The organism is Albidovulum sp. (assembly GCF_049646345.1).
Lineage (GTDB): Bacteria > Pseudomonadota > Alphaproteobacteria > Rhodobacterales > Rhodobacteraceae > Albidovulum.
Genome location: NZ_JBARVQ010000806.1, coordinates 1 through 16,378 on the forward strand (window position 1 = coordinate 1; position 16,378 = coordinate 16,378).

The 16,378-nt window shown below is 64.7% G+C and carries 17 protein-coding genes; 5 read left to right on the forward strand and 12 right to left on the reverse strand.

Going from position 1 to position 16,378, the window contains the following annotated elements:
* Positions 1-321 (forward strand): exodeoxyribonuclease VII large subunit (locus tag WBB85_RS21125; protein WP_432640550.1); only part of this gene is annotated, 321 nt, incomplete at its 5' end.
* Between the two features lie 561 nt (positions 322-882).
* Here WBB85_RS21125 and WBB85_RS21130 read toward each other — a convergent pair.
* From WBB85_RS21130 to WBB85_RS21160, 7 genes are all read right to left on the reverse strand, one after another.
* Complete coding sequence (locus WBB85_RS21130; RefSeq protein WP_432640551.1) at positions 883-2,142, reverse strand: aspartate kinase; 1,260 nt, start codon at positions 2,140-2,142, stop codon at positions 883-885.
* 85 nt (positions 2,143-2,227) lie between these two features.
* Entirely contained in the window at positions 2,228-2,596 is a 369-nt protein-coding gene (locus WBB85_RS21135; protein WP_432640552.1) for a YybH family protein, read from the reverse strand.
* 26 nt (positions 2,597-2,622) lie between these two features.
* Positions 2,623-3,264: an SDR family NAD(P)-dependent oxidoreductase gene (locus WBB85_RS21140; protein WP_432640553.1), complete on the reverse strand. Its 642-nt coding sequence runs from the start codon at positions 3,262-3,264 to the stop codon at positions 2,623-2,625.
* A 63-nt stretch (positions 3,265-3,327) separates the two neighbouring features.
* A complete protein-coding gene (locus WBB85_RS21145; protein ID WP_432640554.1) occupies positions 3,328-3,759 on the reverse strand; it encodes a DUF1178 family protein in 432 nt (143 codons plus the stop codon).
* Between the two features lie 50 nt (positions 3,760-3,809).
* Positions 3,810-4,286, reverse strand: a complete 477-nt coding sequence (locus tag WBB85_RS21150; RefSeq protein WP_432640555.1) for an NUDIX hydrolase — start codon at positions 4,284-4,286, stop codon at positions 3,810-3,812.
* Positions 4,287-4,431: 145 nt separating this feature from the next.
* Positions 4,432-5,403 (reverse strand): threonine dehydratase, encoded by a 972-nt coding sequence (locus tag WBB85_RS21155; protein ID WP_432640556.1) that lies wholly within the window; start codon positions 5,401-5,403, stop codon positions 4,432-4,434.
* Between the two features lie 11 nt (positions 5,404-5,414).
* A complete protein-coding gene (locus WBB85_RS21160) occupies positions 5,415-6,653 on the reverse strand; it encodes a 3-deoxy-D-manno-octulosonic acid transferase (protein WP_432640557.1) in 1,239 nt (412 codons plus the stop codon).
* A 143-nt stretch (positions 6,654-6,796) separates the two neighbouring features.
* On the opposite strand from WBB85_RS21160, the gene WBB85_RS21165 reads away from it, so the two are divergent.
* On the forward strand, positions 6,797-7,714 hold the full coding sequence (locus WBB85_RS21165; protein ID WP_432640566.1) for a PHP domain-containing protein: 918 nt from the start codon (positions 6,797-6,799) through the stop codon (positions 7,712-7,714).
* 94 nt (positions 7,715-7,808) lie between these two features.
* On the opposite strand, the gene hutU is transcribed toward WBB85_RS21165, so the two are convergent.
* Genes hutU through hutI form a run of 4 tightly spaced genes read right to left on the reverse strand, consistent with a single transcriptional unit; the run spans position 7,809 to position 13,051 of the window.
* Positions 7,809-9,497, reverse strand: coding sequence for a urocanate hydratase (hutU, locus tag WBB85_RS21170; protein ID WP_432640558.1), 1,689 nt, complete (start codon positions 9,495-9,497; stop codon positions 7,809-7,811).
* An 11-nt stretch (positions 9,498-9,508) separates the two neighbouring features.
* Positions 9,509-10,312: an N-formylglutamate deformylase gene (gene hutG / locus WBB85_RS21175; RefSeq protein WP_432640559.1), complete on the reverse strand. Its 804-nt coding sequence runs from the start codon at positions 10,310-10,312 to the stop codon at positions 9,509-9,511.
* A complete protein-coding gene (hutH, locus tag WBB85_RS21180) occupies positions 10,309-11,847 on the reverse strand; it encodes a histidine ammonia-lyase (RefSeq protein WP_432640560.1) in 1,539 nt (512 codons plus the stop codon). Before hutH ends, hutG begins: the two co-directional genes overlap by 4 nt.
* Entirely contained in the window at positions 11,828-13,051 is a 1,224-nt protein-coding gene (hutI, locus tag WBB85_RS21185) for an imidazolonepropionase (protein WP_432640561.1), read from the reverse strand. Before hutI ends, hutH begins: the two co-directional genes overlap by 20 nt.
* A gap of 84 nt (positions 13,052-13,135) precedes the next feature.
* On the opposite strand from hutI, the gene WBB85_RS21190 reads away from it, so the two are divergent.
* The gene (locus WBB85_RS21190; RefSeq protein ID WP_432640562.1) at positions 13,136-14,494 is read left to right on the forward strand and encodes a formimidoylglutamate deiminase; all 1,359 of its coding nucleotides are present in this window, start codon (positions 13,136-13,138) and stop codon (positions 14,492-14,494) included.
* On the opposite strand, the gene WBB85_RS21195 is transcribed toward WBB85_RS21190, so the two are convergent.
* On the reverse strand, positions 14,491-15,033 hold the full coding sequence (locus WBB85_RS21195; RefSeq protein WP_432640563.1) for a HutD/Ves family protein: 543 nt from the start codon (positions 15,031-15,033) through the stop codon (positions 14,491-14,493). The two genes, WBB85_RS21190 and WBB85_RS21195, sit on opposite strands and share 4 nt — an antisense overlap.
* Before the next feature lie 61 nt (positions 15,034-15,094).
* Here WBB85_RS21195 and WBB85_RS21200 point away from each other — a divergent pair, with 61 nt between their 5' ends.
* Together WBB85_RS21200 and WBB85_RS21205 are read left to right on the forward strand one after the other, a co-directional pair.
* A complete protein-coding gene (locus WBB85_RS21200; RefSeq protein WP_432640564.1) occupies positions 15,095-15,805 on the forward strand; it encodes a GntR family transcriptional regulator in 711 nt (236 codons plus the stop codon).
* 48 nt (positions 15,806-15,853) lie between these two features.
* The coding region (locus tag WBB85_RS21205; protein ID WP_432640565.1) for a phytanoyl-CoA dioxygenase family protein at positions 15,854-16,378 on the forward strand (525 nt) is incomplete at its 3' end.

Sequence of the window (16,378 nt, forward strand, 5' to 3'; positions counted from 1 at the left end):
GCCCGCCGCCGGGCTGATCTGGAGGCCCTTACGGACCGTCTTTTCAATGCACAGCGCCAGCGACTGGATGCGATGGCCGAGCGGCTGGCCGCGAGGGACCGCATGCGCCAGACGCTTGGCTATACCGAGACGCTGAAGCGCGGCTATGCGGTGATCCGGGCCGAGGGACAAGTGGTGACGACGAAAGCTGCGGCAGAGGGCGCTGCGGCGCTTGATATCGAGTTCCACGACGGAACCCTGCCGGTTCTGACTGGCGGCGCGTCGAAATCCAAACGCCAGAAATCGGATCCGCCGCCGCCCGATCAAGGCAGCCTTTTCTGATCACCGGACCCTATAGCGTTGCAGGTTTTGCATTTGTGTCAGATGCCATGCAAAGCCGACTTTCGTGCCACATTGCTGACCCGGATCTGGATCGCTGAGCTTTGCCTCAGCGATGGTCACCCGAAGGGTGGATCGATGGGGAAGTTCCGGGCGTATGCCGTTTCCGGCCGGAGCCTTGACCACGGTTCCGCGTGCGAAGGGCGAGGTAAGGGCTGAACGGTCTTTCGTGAGCCCGTTCGGCGCATGACGGGAGCGAGCCGATTCTGCGGCAAAACAACCTGTTGCTGGCGCAGCAAGAACGGTGCTGGACTGAGCGCGATCACTTTTTTGATCGGGCTTTGCACGGTTTCTGCGACAAGGGAAGGATCCCGGCCAGATTACAGAGGTTTTCGGCGGCGTCGGAGTAAGGCGTTTCGCGTTTGGATTGACTCAGAATTCGAACCTTTTTTGTTCGAATTCTGAAACTTGTGATTTCAGCCAAGCCTCGCAGTGTATTATCGGTTTGTCTGCCGCCGAACGTATCAGGGGCGGACCTTGCCAAAGGCAGAGAATGCTCTCGGCTCAGCCCGCCTTGTCCAGTTCGAACGCGTCATGCAGCGCCTGAACGGCAAGCTCCATATATTTGCGGTCGATCAGCACCGAAACCTTGATCTCGGAGGTCGCGATGACCTTGATGTTGATGTTCTCGGCCGACAGGGCCTTGAACATCTTCGCCGCGACGCCTGATTGCGACCGCATGCCGATGCCGACGACCGAAACCTTGGCCACTTCGGTATCGACGACAAGGTCTTCGTAATTGATCGCACCCGAAGCGCGGGCATCTTCCATCGCCTTCTTTGCACGGGCGACCTGATTGGTCGGGCAGGAAAAGGTCATGTCGGTCACCGCAGTGGTGTGGCCTTCATAGTCCTTTTCCGAGATGTTCTGGACGATCATGTCCACATTGATCCCGGCCTCGGCCAGAGGTCCGAAGATCGCGGCGGCGATGCCGGGGCGATCCTCGACCGTCACCAGCGTCACCTTGGCTTCGTCGCGGCTATAGGCAACGCCCGATACGGCTTTCGATTCCATGATATCCTCCTCGTCGCAGACCAGGGTTCCGGAGTTGTCGTCGGTATCCTCGAACGAGGACAGGACCCGCAGACGCACCTTGTAGCGCATCGCCAGCTCGACCGAGCGGGTCTGCAGGACCTTGGCGCCGAGGGATGCCAGTTCCAGCATTTCCTCGAAGGCGATCTTTTCCAGCTTGCGGGCTTTCGATGTGATGCGGGGATCGGTGGTGTAGATCCCGTCTACATCGGTATAGATGTCGCAACGCTCGGCCTCGAAGGCGGCAGCGAAGGCGACGGCGGTGGTGTCCGAGCCACCGCGCCCAAGCGTGGTGATCCGGCCTTCTTCCGAAACGCCCTGAAAGCCCGCGACGACGGCAACCCTGAAGCCCTCTTCGAACTTGGCGTCGATATTGTCGCGCGGGATCGATACGAAACGGGCTGCGGAATGGGCGGATGTGGTGTTGATCGGCACCTGCCAGCCCTGCCAGGATCGTGCAGGCACGTCCATTTCCTGCAGGCGCAGCGCCATCAGGCCCGCCGTCACGTTTTCGCCGCTGGCGACGACGGCATCATATTCACGCGCGTCGTAAAGATGCGAGGTTTCCTCGACCCAGCCCACCAGCTCGTTGGTGCGGCCCGACATGGCCGAGACGATGACGATCACGTCATAGCCGCGTTCCACCTCGCGTTTGACCTTTTCGGCGGCATTGGCGATGCGGTCGAGATCGGCCACCGAGGTGCCGCCGAATTTCATCACGAGAAGCGGCATTCCGGCCCTCCTGTCGCGCCCGAGTCAAAGTCCGGCGCTTCTTATGCGGGGCGGGGGGCGAGGGCAAGGGGCGATGGCGACCGCGCTACTCTTCGGCCAAAGGTGGATCGTCGGCCACGAGGCAGCAATGGCTGATGCGCCAGCCACCGGGTTCGCGCCGAAGAATGCCCAGCGATTTTCCATCACCGGTCATGTCGCCTTCGCTATAGTCCACGAGGCACCAGCCGGTATTGCCCTCGCATCCCGCCTCGATCACGGTCAGGGTCTTGCTGTTGCCGCCATCGCTGGTCCAGTCCCGGTGCAACGCCTCGATGGCCGCACGACCCCGTGCCTCGGGCGCATAGGGGGAAAGAAGGAGGGCACCATCCGTGAAGCAGTCCGCGCATCCCGCCGCGTCCCCTGCGCGATAGGCAGATGCCATGCGATCAAAGAGCGCCTGCGCCTGAAGTTTCATCGCCTGATATCCTCTGTCGCAAGCTTTCAGAACGGGATAGCACGACCTGCGTAATCCTCAAAGCAACCACTGGTCGCCGGGTTGAGCGCGTCGAACCGGGACATCAGGCCTGTCGCCGAGGTGTCCATGTCTATATCGGCGCCCGGTCCGCCCATTTCAGTGCGAACCCAGCCCGGATGGTAGATGCCGACGGCAATGCCGTCGGGCTTCAGGTCCGCAGCCAGATTGCGACCGAGATTGAGCACGGCGGCCTTGGAGGCGCGGTAGATATAACTGCCGCCCGGGGCGCGCACATCTGAGGCCATGATGGAGGAAAGGATCGCAATCTTGCCCTGCGCGGCGCGCAGATTGGGCAGAAGCGCCTGCACGGTCAGAAACACGCCCGTGACATTGGCCGCGAAGGTTGCCGCCCAGAGGTCGGCGGGATAGCCGGACGACAAAGCCTCACCCTTGTCGAGATAAACCCCGGCATTGCAGATCAGAAGATCGAGCGGAGCTGTGCCGAAGCGTTCCGCCATCGCCCGGACCGACCCCGGATCGGTGACATCAAGCCGCAGGAGCCCACCGGTCTTTCGCGCGGTGCCCGTGACCATGTCACCGCGCGCGGTGCAGGCACCAAGCAGCGCCTGTCCGATCCCCCGGTTCGCGCCAGTGATAAGAATACGCATGGTCGCCTCCACTTTCTGTCAGGAAATACTCACGGCGACGAAGGGGCGGACGGCCCCCCCTTGTCAGTTCGTCTTGCGCGCGGGCAGAAAAGGCAGGGGGGCAACGGGAATGCCGTCCTCGATCAGGCTTTTCGCCTCTTCGATCTTTGCTTCGCCATAGATCGACCGTTCGGGGGTCTCCCCCTCATGCATCGCGCGGGCTTCGGCGGCGAAATTCAGACCGACATAGTCGGAATTCGCCTCGATCTCGCGGCGCATCCGGGTGACGGCCTCTTCCATCTTGTTGGCGGGCGTCGACAGCGAAGGCGCTTCGGGTTTCGCCGCCTTGCGCGCGGGGCGGACAGAGGGCGCCATCAGCGTCTTTGTCACCTTTTCAGATCCGCAGACCGCGCAGGCCACATGGCCGGCCGCATGGAGCCGGTCGAAGGCCTCGGCCGACTGGAACCAGCTTTCAAAGCCATGCCCGTCGGCGCAGTTAAGCGTGTAGCGGATCATGTTCCCACCCTACAGAATCATCGCTCTATGTGGGCAGTTTGCCGGAAAAATCAAGCTTTTCCGGGGCGCGGACAGGAAAGTTCCGACGGGTCGAATGCCGCCAGAATGTCGCGCAATTCAGGTTCGTCGACGCGTGTTGCCGCCTTTTGGGGGGCGAACCATTTGCGCCGACGCTGACCCTTTTCAGGGAAATCCGAGACGAGCTTGTCGACCTCCATGGGAAAGACCGAAACGACAACGGGCTGCTTTGATCCGTCATCCATCACCTTGTCATAGGTGAAAATTCCTGCGCAATCCGGGCAGAGATATCCCTTGGCGCCAGCCTCCTCAAAGGCCTCGATCGCGGCCGCGTCGGCATCGCTCTTGCCCTTCATCGGCCATCCCTTCGGGATCACCCAGCGCCCGGTATCGCGACTGGTTATAAGAAGGATCTCAGTGCCCTTCTTCTTCGTTACCCGGTAGCAGAGCGCCGCAAGCTGACTTGTCGCGTGGCGCACATCATCCGAAGTGCTGTTTCCTTGTTTCATGATCTGCCCGAAGCCCTTTTAAGGCTCCTGCCTCTTGTCAAAACTCTCATTCATTCCCGTTCTACCGACGGAACTCTTAATAAGTTGTTTAGCACAGAATAAGGCAGTGAACCAGACAGGTTGTCACATAATTGTTACATTAACGTTACGCAATCGGGGTGCGGCCCGCCAATATCCCGGCGAAGAGTTCGCTGTCGATATTCGCGCCCGACAGGATCACGCCGACGCGTTTGCCGCGCATCGCCGGGGCCTCGCTCAGAAGGGCGGCTAGTCCGGCGGCCCCTGCACCTTCAGCGGCATTGTGGATATCGGCGAAATAGACGCGGATCGCTTCGGCAATCTGATCGTCGCTGACCGCGACAATCCGTTCGGCCCCGGCCCGGTAGATGTCGAGCGCCGCCTGAACCGGAACCCGCACTGCCATTCCGTCGGCGAATGTCCTCGCATCCGGGGTTTCAACCACGTGTCCCGCCTCGACCGAAAGCTTGGCCCCGGCAGCCTGCGTGGACACCACACCGACGATCCGGGTGGACAGCCCGAGAGCATCGCGGGCCGCGATCGTACCGCAGATGCCCGATCCGCAGCCGATCGGCACATAGACGGTGTCGAGCGGTGGTGCGGCGCGAAAGAACTCAAGCGCATAGGTCGCGACCCCGCGCACCAGTTCGCGGTGAAAGGGCGGTACGGGGAACAGGCCCTCGGCTTTGGCAATCCGCATCGCCTCTTCGCGGGCCTCGTCGAAATCTGCGCCGAATTCGCGCAAATCGGCCCCGAAAGCGCGCATCGCGGCGTTCTTTTCGGGTGAATTGCCACGGGGTACATAGACCACCGCGCGCAGCCCGGCATGTGTGGCGGCGCGTGCCTGCGCCTGGCCGTGATTGCCGCGCGTCGCGGTGATGATACCGGGGCTGTCGGGATGGGTCCGTTTCAGCCAGTCGATGAAGGTGATGGCGCCCCGCGCCTTGAAGGCCCCGACCGGCCCATGGTTTTCATGCTTGACCCAGACCTCAGCCCCGGTGCGCGCGGCGAGCTGCGGCCAGGCATATTGTGGGGTCGGTGCCATGTGGCGGTGGACAACCGCCAGTGCGGCGTCGAGGTCGTCGAGGGAGAATTGCATATCGTCTCCGTTCAACCCGCAATATCCGGCAGGTCCATCGCGCGGGCAAGGTCCGTATAGAAGGGGGCAAGGCCGCTATCCGCTGAAAGCCCGGCCAAAGCATCCGAGGCTTTGCGGGCAAGGGCCATCTGTGCGTCAGGATCGGCAAGGCGCAGGATCGCGGCAGACAGATCTTCTGAGTTCCGGACTTCGACAGATGCGCCTGAGGCGTGTAGCGCGTCATAGGCGGGGGCGGAATTGGTGGTATGGGGCCCGTGCAGGATGGCCGTGCCATGGGCGGCGGGCTCGAACGGCGTGTGGCCGCCTTTGTCGACCACCGAGCCGCCGACAAAGGTCATGCCCGCTGCGGCGTACCAGAGGTCCATCTCGCCCATCGTATCGGCGTGGTAGATCACCGTGTCCGGTCCCGGAATACCGCCGCGCGAGCGGGTGGCGGAGGCGAGGCCGGTGGCGGCGATAAGTCGCTCGACCTGATCGCGGCGGCGGGGGTGGCGGGGCGCGAGGATGAGCCGCAGCTCGGGGTTTTCGGCATGGGCGCGGGCGAAGGCGGCAAGCACGATTTCTTCTTCGCCTTCATGGGTCGAGGCTGCCAGCAGTGTCGCCCAGCGGGGAAAGGGCAGGGTGGCCTCTGTGGGTTTGGCCCTTGCCGCCGATTTCAGATTGGCGACGGGGCCGATGCGATCGGGCGCGAGACCGAGCACGCGGAACCGCGCATCGGAGGCCGTATCCTGCGCGGAAAGATAGCCGATGCTCTCCATCACCCGGCGGGCGAGGCCCGGGAATCGCGCCCAGTTCCGCGCGCTTGTTGCCGACATCCGTGCACCGATGACGAACACCGGAATGCCACGCGCGGCGCAGGCGGTCAGGCGTTCAGGCCACAGCTCATTCTCGACCACCACCAGCGCGGCGGGCCGGGTTGCGTCAAGGAAACGGTGGACCGGGCCCTGCATGTCGAGCGGGGCGAGGACGGCGTTGAGCCCCCAGTCGCGCGCCAGCGCCCTTGCGGTATCGCTGTTGGTGGTGATCAGAAGGCGCAAGGCAGGTGCGCGGGTCTGAAGCGTTTCAATCACCGTGCGCGCCGAAGTCAGTTCGCCGTTCGATGCCGCATGAAGCCAGAGGAGTGGGTCGGTTTTCTTGTCGCGCGGCACCCGGCCGATCCGTTCGGCATAGGCCTCGCCTCTGCCCCCCAGGCGCAGGCGCAGCGCATAGGCGGAAAACAGGATCCGGGCGAGAAGGCGGTAGAAGAACAAAGGGTCTGCCGGGGTGGTTATGGGTTGGCGGGGACCAGACCAGAAGGGGCGTGCCGAGGCAAGGGGGCGGGTCACGCGGCGTCGCGCTTGCATATCGCCACGGGATCGGCACTCTGCGCCCGACTGATCTGCGCGAGGCTGATATGCAGGATGCCTTCACTGCCCCCGGACGGTTCTTCCGGGGCAATATTCACACTCATTCCACCCTGTCGGACGGGGCGTTGGAGCCGGGCGAGGTCTGCCGTCTTTACCGTGAGGCGGGTTATGACTTTCTGGCTCTGACCGAGCACTTCATCGGCTTTTACAAATATCCCATTGCCAATACCCGGCCCTTTCGCGCGCCGGGCTTTACGACGCTGATGGGGGCCGAATTGCATGCCGGGCGGCAGGACAGCGGCGATCTGTGGCATATCCTGGCGGTCGGCTTGCCGGAGGATTTCGCAGCCCCCGATGCGCCGCATTTCTGGCCGGTGGCGGGGGCGGAAGAAGCCGCCGCCATTGCGGCACGGGCGCGGGCGGCGGGGGCCTTTGTCGCGGTGGCGCATCCGCAATGGTCGGGTTTGACGCTGAACGATGCGATGGCGATCGAGGCCGCCCATGCGGTCGAGATCTACAATCACGGCTGCGAGGTGGTGGCGGCGCGGGGCGACGGGCTGGCCATGGCCGATCAGATGCTGAGCGCCGGGCGGCGGGTAAATGCCATTGCCACCGATGATGCGCATCTGGCCACGGATGATTATTTCGGCGGCTGGGTGATGGTGAAAGCCGAAGAGAACGCGCCGGAGGCCTTGCTGGCCGCCTTGAAGGCGGGGATGAACTATTCGACGCAAGGCCCTGAAATCAGGCGGATTGACGCCGATGGCAAATGGGTCGAGGTCGAATGTTCGCCCTGCGAGACGGTGATCATCCAAGGCCATGGCCAGTCGGCCAATGCGGTTCATGGCCTCTCGATGACCCGGGCGCGGGTGGAGATGAACCACTGGTTCCGCTCGCCCTGGCTGCGCGTGACGGTTGTCGACCGGGCCGGGCGCAAGGCCTGGTCCAATCCCTATTGGCTCTGAGCCGGGTTTTGCCCAGGACCAAGTCCGGGGCGACCCGCCGGGGGTTCCACCCCCGGACCCCCGGGATATTTATGCCAAATGGAAGGAACGTGTTTCAGGTGCCGAGGATCGTCGGGAGTTTGAGCCCGTGTTCCCTGGCGCAGTCCCTCGCGATCGCGTAGCCCGCATCGGCATGGCGCCAGACGCCCGAGGCCGGGTCATTCCACAAGACGCGTTCGAGGCGTTTGGCGGCCTCTGGCGTGCCGTCGGCGACGATGACAACGCCGGAATGCTGGCTGAACCCCATACCCACGCCGCCGCCGTGATGCAGGCTGACCCAGGTGGCACCGCTTGCGGTGTTCACAAGGGCGTTGAGGAGCGGCCAGTCGGAGACGGCATCGGAGCCGTCCTTCATCGCTTCCGTCTCGCGGTTGGGGCTGGCGACGGAGCCTGAATCAAGGTGGTCGCGGCCGATGACGACCGGCGCTTTCAGTTCGCCTGACGCCACCATCTCGTTGAACATCAGCCCGGCGCGGTGCCGGTCGCCGAGGCCGATCCAGCAGATGCGGGCGGGCAGGCCCTGAAAGGCGATGCGCTCGGCGGCCATGTCGAGCCAGCGGTGAAGGTGGGTGTTTTCGGGAAAGAGCTTCTTCATCGCGGCATCGGTCTTGGCGATGTCTTCCGGATCGCCGGAAAGTGCCACCCAGCGGAAGGGGCCGACGCCCTTGCAGAAGAGGGGCCGGATATAGGCCGGAACGAAACCGGGGAAGGCGAAGGCGTTTGTGAGCCCCTCTTCCTTCGCGACCTGGCGGATGTTGTTGCCGTAATCGACGGTGGGCACGCCCGCCTCGTGGAAATCGACCATCGCGGCGACGTGGATCTTCATCGCGGCGCGGGCTTCGCGTTCCACGCGCTTCGGGTCGCTTTCCTGTGCGGCGCGCCATTCGGCGACGGTCCAGCCCAAGGGCAGGTAGCCATGGACGGGGTCGTGGGCCGAGGTCTGGTCTGTGACGATGTCGGGGCGGGGGCCGCCTGCCTTCATGCGGGCCACAAGTTCAGGCACGATCTCGGCGGCGTTGCCAAGGAGGCCCACGGATTTCGCCTCGCCCTTCGCGGTCCAGTCGGCGATGAGTGTCAGCGCCTCGTCGAGTGTCTTAGCTTTTTCGTCCAGATATCTGGTACGCAAGCGAAAATCGATCCGGGTCTCGTCGCATTCGACGGCGAGGCAGGACGCGCCGGCGAAGACGGCGGCCAGGGGTTGAGCGCCGCCCATGCCGCCAAGACCCGCGGTCAGGATCCACTTGCCCGTAAGATCGCCGCCGTAATGCTGGCGTCCGGCTTCGGCGAAGGTCTCGTAAGTTCCCTGCACAATGCCCTGAGTTCCAATGTAAATCCACGATCCGGCTGTCATCTGGCCGTACATCATCAGGCCCTTGCGATCGAGCTCGTTGAAATGTTCCCAGGTGGCCCAATGCGGCACGAGGTTGGAATTGGCGATGAGCACGCGGGGGGCGTCGGCATGGGTCTTGACCACCGCGACGGGGCGGCCCGACTGGACCAGCAGGGTCTCATCGGCCTCAAGCTCTTTCAGCGCCGCGACGATGCGGTCGAAGTCACCCCATGAGCGCGCCGCCCTGCCGATGCCGCCATAGACCACGAGTTCATGCGGGTTCTCGGCGACGTCGGGGTGCAGGTTGTTCATCAGCATCCGGAGGGGAGCCTCGGTCAGCCAGCTCTTGGCGTTCAGTTCGGTCCCGGTGGGCGGGAAGATGTCGCGGGTATTCTTGCGGTCGAGGTCGAGCATCGTGGCCTCCTTCAGGTCAGCGCGCCGGAGCGGGCGAGGTGGTCGAGGTTTTTCAGGATCTTTGCGAGGACCGCGCGGGTAGGTGCGGCCGTTTCGCGGTCATAGCTCCACGGGGCGGCCTCGGCGGCGAGGTAGGCGCGCTGGGCAAGTTCCATCTGTATCGCGTGAATACCGGTTTCCGGTCGGCCGTAGTGGCGCGTGGTCCAACCGCCCTTGAAGCGGCCATTGACGACGGCATCCATGCCGGTTGCATTCTGACAGGGATCGGCGGTCAGGCATTGGACGCGGGCGGCGCAGGTCTGGCCGTCATTGGTGCCGATGGAGAAGACCGGCAGCGTGCCTTCGAAGAGGAAGGGGATGTTGGAGCGGATCGAGTGGCAGTCGTAGAGGATCGCCACGCCGTGGCGGGTCTTCACCCGTTCGATCTCATCGGCCAATGCCGTGTGATAGGGCAGGTGGAACGCGTCGCGGCGGGCGAGTATTTCGTCTTCGCCGGGGTCCTGCCCGTCCTCCCAGATCGGATTGCCGTCGAAATCGGTCAGCGGGCAGAGCGTGGTCGTGTTCTGTCCGGGATAGAGCGAGACGCCCGCCGGGTCGCGGTTGGCGTCGATCACGTAGCGGTGGACGTTGGAACGGACGACCGTCGCGCCCGGCAACAGCCCGTCGTATAGCTGCGTGATGTGCCAGTCGGTATCGGCGAGTTTGCGGCCGTTGTCGTTGAGCCGCGCGGTCAGGGCTTCGGGCAGCCATGTCCCGCCATGGGGCTGACCAAGGATGACAGGGCTGTCGCCCCGTGTGACGTCGAAAACGCTCATGGCGCGAGCCCCGGGAGGGCAAGTCCGGTTGCCTCGACGACGGAGCCTGCGCCGATGAGGCGGGCGGCGGATTCCAGTTCAGGCGCAAGGTATCGGTCTTCGGCCAGGGTCGGGATCTCGGCGCGCAGGCGGGTCAGGACGTTTTGCAATGGTGCAGAGGTTTTCAGGGGCGCGCGGAACTCGATGCCCTGCGCGGCGCAAAGAAGTTCGACGCCGAGGATGCGGTTCAGGTTCTCGACCATACGGCCAAGGCGGCGGGCGCCGTGGGCGGCCATGCTGACATGGTCTTCCTGATTGGCGCTGGTGGGGGTCGAATCCGTCACTGTCGGATGGGCGAGATGCTTGTTTTCGCTCATCAAAGCCGCCGTCGTGACCTCGGCGATCATGTAGCCGGAATTGAGGCCCGGATCAGGGGTCAGGAAGGGGGGCAGGTCGTGGGACAGGGTCGGGTCGACCATCAGCGCGACGCGGCGCTGGGCAATGGCGCCGATTTCGGCCAGCGCCAGCGCGATCATGTCGGCGGCGAAGCCCACAGGCTCGGCATGGAAGTTGCCGCCCGAGACGATGAGGCCTGCCTCGGTCAGCACAAGGGGATTGTCGGTGGCGGCGTTGGCCTCCACCTCCAGCGTGCGGGCGGCCATGCGCATCACGTCCATCGCGGCACCGGTGACCTGCGGTTGGCAGCGGATGCAGTAGGGGTCCTGCACACGGGTGTCGCCCTCGCGGTGGCTTTCGCGAATCTCGGACCCGTCGAGAAGCGCGCGCAGGCAGGCGGCGGATTCGATCTGGCCCGCATGGCCGCGCAGGGCATGGATTTCGGGTTGCAGCGGCGCGGTGGAGCCCATGATGGCGTCGGTCGAGAGGGCCGAGGTTACTAGGGCGGCCTGCGCCGCGCGCCAGCCGTCGAAGAGGCCGGCCAGCGCGAAGGCGGTGGAAAACTGGGTGCCGTTGATCAGCGCCAGCCCTTCCTTGGGGCCGAGGATCACGGGTGTCAGGCCCGCGCGGGTCAGGGCCATTTCGCCGTGCAGGACCTCGCCCTGATACTCCGCCTCGCCCGCGCCGATCATTACGGCGGTCATATGGGCGAGCGGGGCGAGGTCGCCGGAGGCGCCGACCGAACCTTGCGCGGGAATGACCGGGGTCACGCCCGCCTCAAGCATCCCCTCGATCAGTTCGATCACCTCCCAGCGCACGCCCGAGGCACCGCGCCCGAGTGAGAGCAGCTTCAGCGCCATCATCAGGCGGGCATGGGCACGGGGAATGGGTGCGCCGACACCGCAGCAATGGCTTAAGATCAGGTTGCGTTGCAGGGTTGCGGTATCCTTCGGCGCGACGCGGACCGAGGCGAGTTTGCCGAAGCCGGTATTGACGCCATAGACCGGGATGTCGCCTGCGGCGGCCTCGGCGATCGCGGCGGCGGCGCGTTCGACGGCGGGTTTCGCGCTGCGGTCGAGCCGGGCTGGCAGGCTTTCGGAATAGAGGCGGGCGAGGTCGGCCAGCGTGACGGCGCCGGGCCTAAGCGAGAGGGATGTCAATCCAGCCTCCAATGATGCGCTGGTGGAGCGGGTTGAAGCCGAAGCGATAGCTGTGCTCGGCCGGGTGTTCGGCGTTCCAAACGGCAAAATCGGCGCGGTGGTCGGGCGCGATCATGCCCCGGTCGGTCAGGCCAAGGGCTTTCGCCGCGTTGCGCGTGGTGCCTGCCAATGCCTCTTCCGGCGTCATGCGGAACAAGGTGCAGGCCATGTTCATCGCCAGTAGCAGCGAGTTCATCGGCGAGGAGCCGGGGTTGAGGTCGGTCGCGACGGCCATAGGCACCTTGTGCTTGCGGAAGAGGTCGATGGGCGGCACCTGCGTTTCGCGGATCGCGTAAAAGGCGCCGGGCAGGATGACAGCGGTGCTTCCTGCGCCCGCCATGGCCTCAACGCCTGCCTCATCGAGATATTCCAGATGATCCACCGACAGCGCGCCATAGGAGGCCGCCATCGTCGCGCCGCCGAGATTGGAGAGCTGCTCGGCATGAAGCTTGACCGGCAGGCCGAGTGCCTTCGCCACGTCGAAAACCCGGGCAATCTGGGAAGGCGCAAAGGCAATGCCTTCGGAAAAGCCGTCGACAGCGTCGACCAGCCCTTCCTCATGCGCGGCCTTCAGCGCCGGGATGCAGACCTTATCGAGATAGGCATCGGCGCGGTCCTTGAACTCCGCAGGCACGGCATGGGCGCCGAGGAAGGTCGTGTGAACTTCGATGGGGCGTAGCGCGGCCAGGCGCCGCGCCGCGCGCAGCATCTTCAGTTCGGTGTCGATGTCGAGCCCGTAGCCCGACTTGATCTCTACCGTGGAAACGCCCTCGGCGATCAGCGCGTCGATCCGGGGCAGGGCGGCGGCCACAAGGTCGTCCTCGCTCGCCTCGCGCGTGGCACGGACGGTCGAGATGATGCCGCCCCCGGCCTTTGCGACCTCTTCATAGCTCGCGCCGTTCAGCCGCATCTCGAATTCATTGGCGCGGTTGCCGCCATGCACCAGATGCGTGTGGCAGTCGATCAGCGCGGGCGTCACCAGCCGCCCGCCAAGGTCATGGCGCGGATAATGCGCGACGGCGGCAGGAATGTCGGCCTCGGCCCCGGTCCAGAGGATGCCGTCGGCCGTGACCGCGATGGCGGCACCCTCGATCAGCCCATAGGGCGCGTCACCTGCCATCGTCGCGGCGCGGCAGTTCACGAAAAGGGCGTTTGGCTGTCGCATGGGGGCCTGTCGGGAAGAATTCGGTTGCTTCGATGCTTTCTACGGGAGTATGAGTTTTATGTCTAGACATAATGGAGCCCAGACATGATTTTCGCGACACGGGCGCTGCTGCCGCAGGGCTGGGCTGACAATGTGCGGCTGGGGATCGCAGAGGGGCGCATCGCCTCGGTCGAGACAGGCGCGGAGGCCGGGGCCGGGGACGCGCGCGTCGATACGCTGCTGCCCGCGCTCTCCAACCTCCATTCCCACAGTTTTCAGCGGGCGATGGCGGGCATGACCGAGTATCGCGCGGCGGGGCGGGAAAGCTTCTGGACCTGGCGCGAGCTGATGTACCGCTTTCTCGACCGGCTGACGCCCGAACAGGTGGAGGCGATCGCGGCGATGGTCTTTCTGGAGATGCAGGAGGCGGGATATGCGGCGGTGGGTGAGTTCCACTATGTGCATCACCGCCCCGGCGGGGCGCCCTATGACGATATCGCCGAACTCAGCACCCGTATCTTTGCGGCGGCCGGGGCGACGGGGATCGGGCTCACGCATCTGCCTGTGCTCTATTCCTATGGCGGAGCCGGGAAAAAGCCGCTTGCGGGCGGGCAATTGCGTTTTGGCAATGATGTCGACCGGTTCGGTGCGCTGGTTCAGGCGGCGCGGGCGGCGGCAAGGGGCCTGCCCGCGGATACACGCGTCGGCGTCGCACCGCATTCGCTGCGGGCGACCGCGCCTGATGATCTGGCCGCGGCGCTGCCGTTGGCGGCGGGCGGGCCAGTCCATATCCATATCGCCGAACAGCCGCAGGAGGTTGCGGATATCTCGGGCTGGCTCGGGGCGCGACCGGTGGAATGGCTGCTGAATAACACGTCCGTTGGCCCCGGCTGGTGCGCGATCCATGCGACACACATGACGGCGGAAGAAACGGCGGGTCTCGCGCGATCCGGCGCGGTTGCCGGGCTCTGCCCGATCACCGAGGCCAATCTTGGTGACGGGCCGTTCAACGGGCCGGGCTGGCTGGCGGCGGGCGGGGCCTTCGGGATCGGTTCGGATTCCAACATCCGCATTTCGCTCGTGGAGGAACTCAGGACGCTGGAATATTCCCAAAGGCTGCGGGATGTAGAGCGCAATGTCATGGTGACCGGGCCGGGATCGGTCGGGACCGCACTCTACACCGGCGCGGCGGCGGGTGGTGCACGCGCAATGGGACGCGAAGCGGGGGCAATTGCCACTGGGGATTGGGCCGATCTGGTCGCCATCGACAGCACCCATCCGACGCTCTGCGCACTGAATGAAGCGCAGCTTCTCGACGGTCTGGTCTTTGCGGCACCCGACGGGCTGATCACCGACCTCTGGTCAGCGGGGCGGCATGCCGTCCGGGGGGGGCGGCACATCGCACGTGACCGCGTTGTTCCGGCCTACCGCCATGCGGTGAAAGAACTGGTCGGGGGACTTTAAACTGAGACCTCTTGCAGCGAGATGTAAAGACCGGTTGCGCCGGGATCGGCCTTCGGGGCCGTCGCGGCGGGGTCAAGTATGGCGACGCATCCCGAACCGATCTCTTCCCCCGAAAGCCGGAACCGGCCCGAGAGGCAGTAAAGCGCGGCCACAGGCCCGTCATGCAGCGGATGCGTGCCGTCGACCAGCCGAACCGCGCCATCTATCCGTTTGGGATCGTAGATCAGATTCAGGTCACGGACCTTGCCGCCAATCAACCGCCCATGGATGGTCAGGTCGCCGGAAAACCGCACCGGGTCCAGCGGACGGGCGGCTATCGGCCCGCCATCTGTCTCAAGGATCAGCCCCGCGCCGTCGATCACGGTCAGGATGCGCTCAAGGCCGGGGAATGCCGAGAAGGGCCCGTCCGAAGCGACCTCGGCCATCGACAGCCGCCAGATCAGGCCACTTTCGTCCTCAGCCCGCGCGATCTCATGCGTGACGCCGCCGCCGTTCTTCCATTGCTGTGTTGCGAAGGCGTCGGGCCGGATGATGCGCATCTCTTTTCCTTAGGCAAAAAGCCGTTATGCTTGAGCAAATAACAAAAGCGATACGAAGTCCATGAGCGATGCGCCACGCCCCGACCTGACAAGCTACCGTGAGGTGAAGGCAGAGATCCTGCGCCGGATCACCGATGGGGACTGGTCGCCGGGAACGCTGCTGCCCGGTGAGGTCGAATTGGCCGAGACCTTTGGGGTCGCGCGGGCGACGGTCAACCGGGCGATGCGGGAACTGACCGAGGATGGATTGCTGGAACGCCGCCGCAAGGCGGGTACGCGGGTGCGCCCCTCGCCCCTGCGTGCCGCGCGGTTTGAGATCCCTCTGGTGCGGGAAGAGATCGAGGCGAGTGGCGCGCGCTATCGTTATGCTCTGCTGGAACGCGATCCGGGTCCGGCGCCGGACTGGCTGCGCGCGCGAATGGGGCTGCCCGCCGGGGCAGGGGTGCTGCATCTGGCCTGCCTTCATGCCGCCGATGGCGCACCCTATCAGTTCGAGGATCGCTGGATCAATCTTGCCGCCCTGCCGCGCGCGGAAGATGCAGACTTCACCACCGACGGTCCCAATGAATGGCTGGTCAAGGCCGTGCCGTTTTCCGAGGTGGAGATCAGTTTCCTTGCTACAGCCGCCGATACCCGCGTGGGCGGCTACCTGTCGATGAGCCCCGGCGAACCGGTCTTTACGGTGGAACGCACGACCTGGTGGGAGGGACAGGCGATCACCCATGTGCGGCTTTACTTTGCCCGTGGCCACCGGATGACGACCCGCTATTGACGATCCTCGGGCGCGTGATGAGTGTGGCCGAAAAGCTGGGAGGGGCCGATGGCAGTCACGGTAACGGATGAGATGGTCGCGGCCTATCAGCGCGACGGGGCGGTGCTGATCAAGGGGCTCTGGTCCGGTTGGGTCGATGTGATCGCGGCGGGGATCGAGCGCAACATGGCCGACCCCGGCCCCTATGCCGCCGAGAACCTGAAGCCGGGTGAGGGCGGGCGGTTTTTTGACGATTACTGCAACTGGCAGCGCATCCCGGAATTCGGTGAGGTAATCGCGAAATCCGACGTGGCCGAAGTGGCGGCGCGGCTGATGGGGTCCGGCACAGTGCAGGTCTTTCACGACCATGTTCTGGTCAAGGAGCCGGGCACGACCAAACCCACGCCCTGGCATCAGGATGGCCCCTATTACTTCGTTGAGGGGCGTCAGACCGTCAGCTTCTGGTCCCCCGTCGATCCGGTGAAAGAGGCGACGCTGCGACTCGTCGCGAGGTCGCATCTTTGGGACAAGGAAGTGCTGCCGACGCGCTGGCTGTCCGAGGACAATTTCTATCCCGATCCCGAGGCCTATATG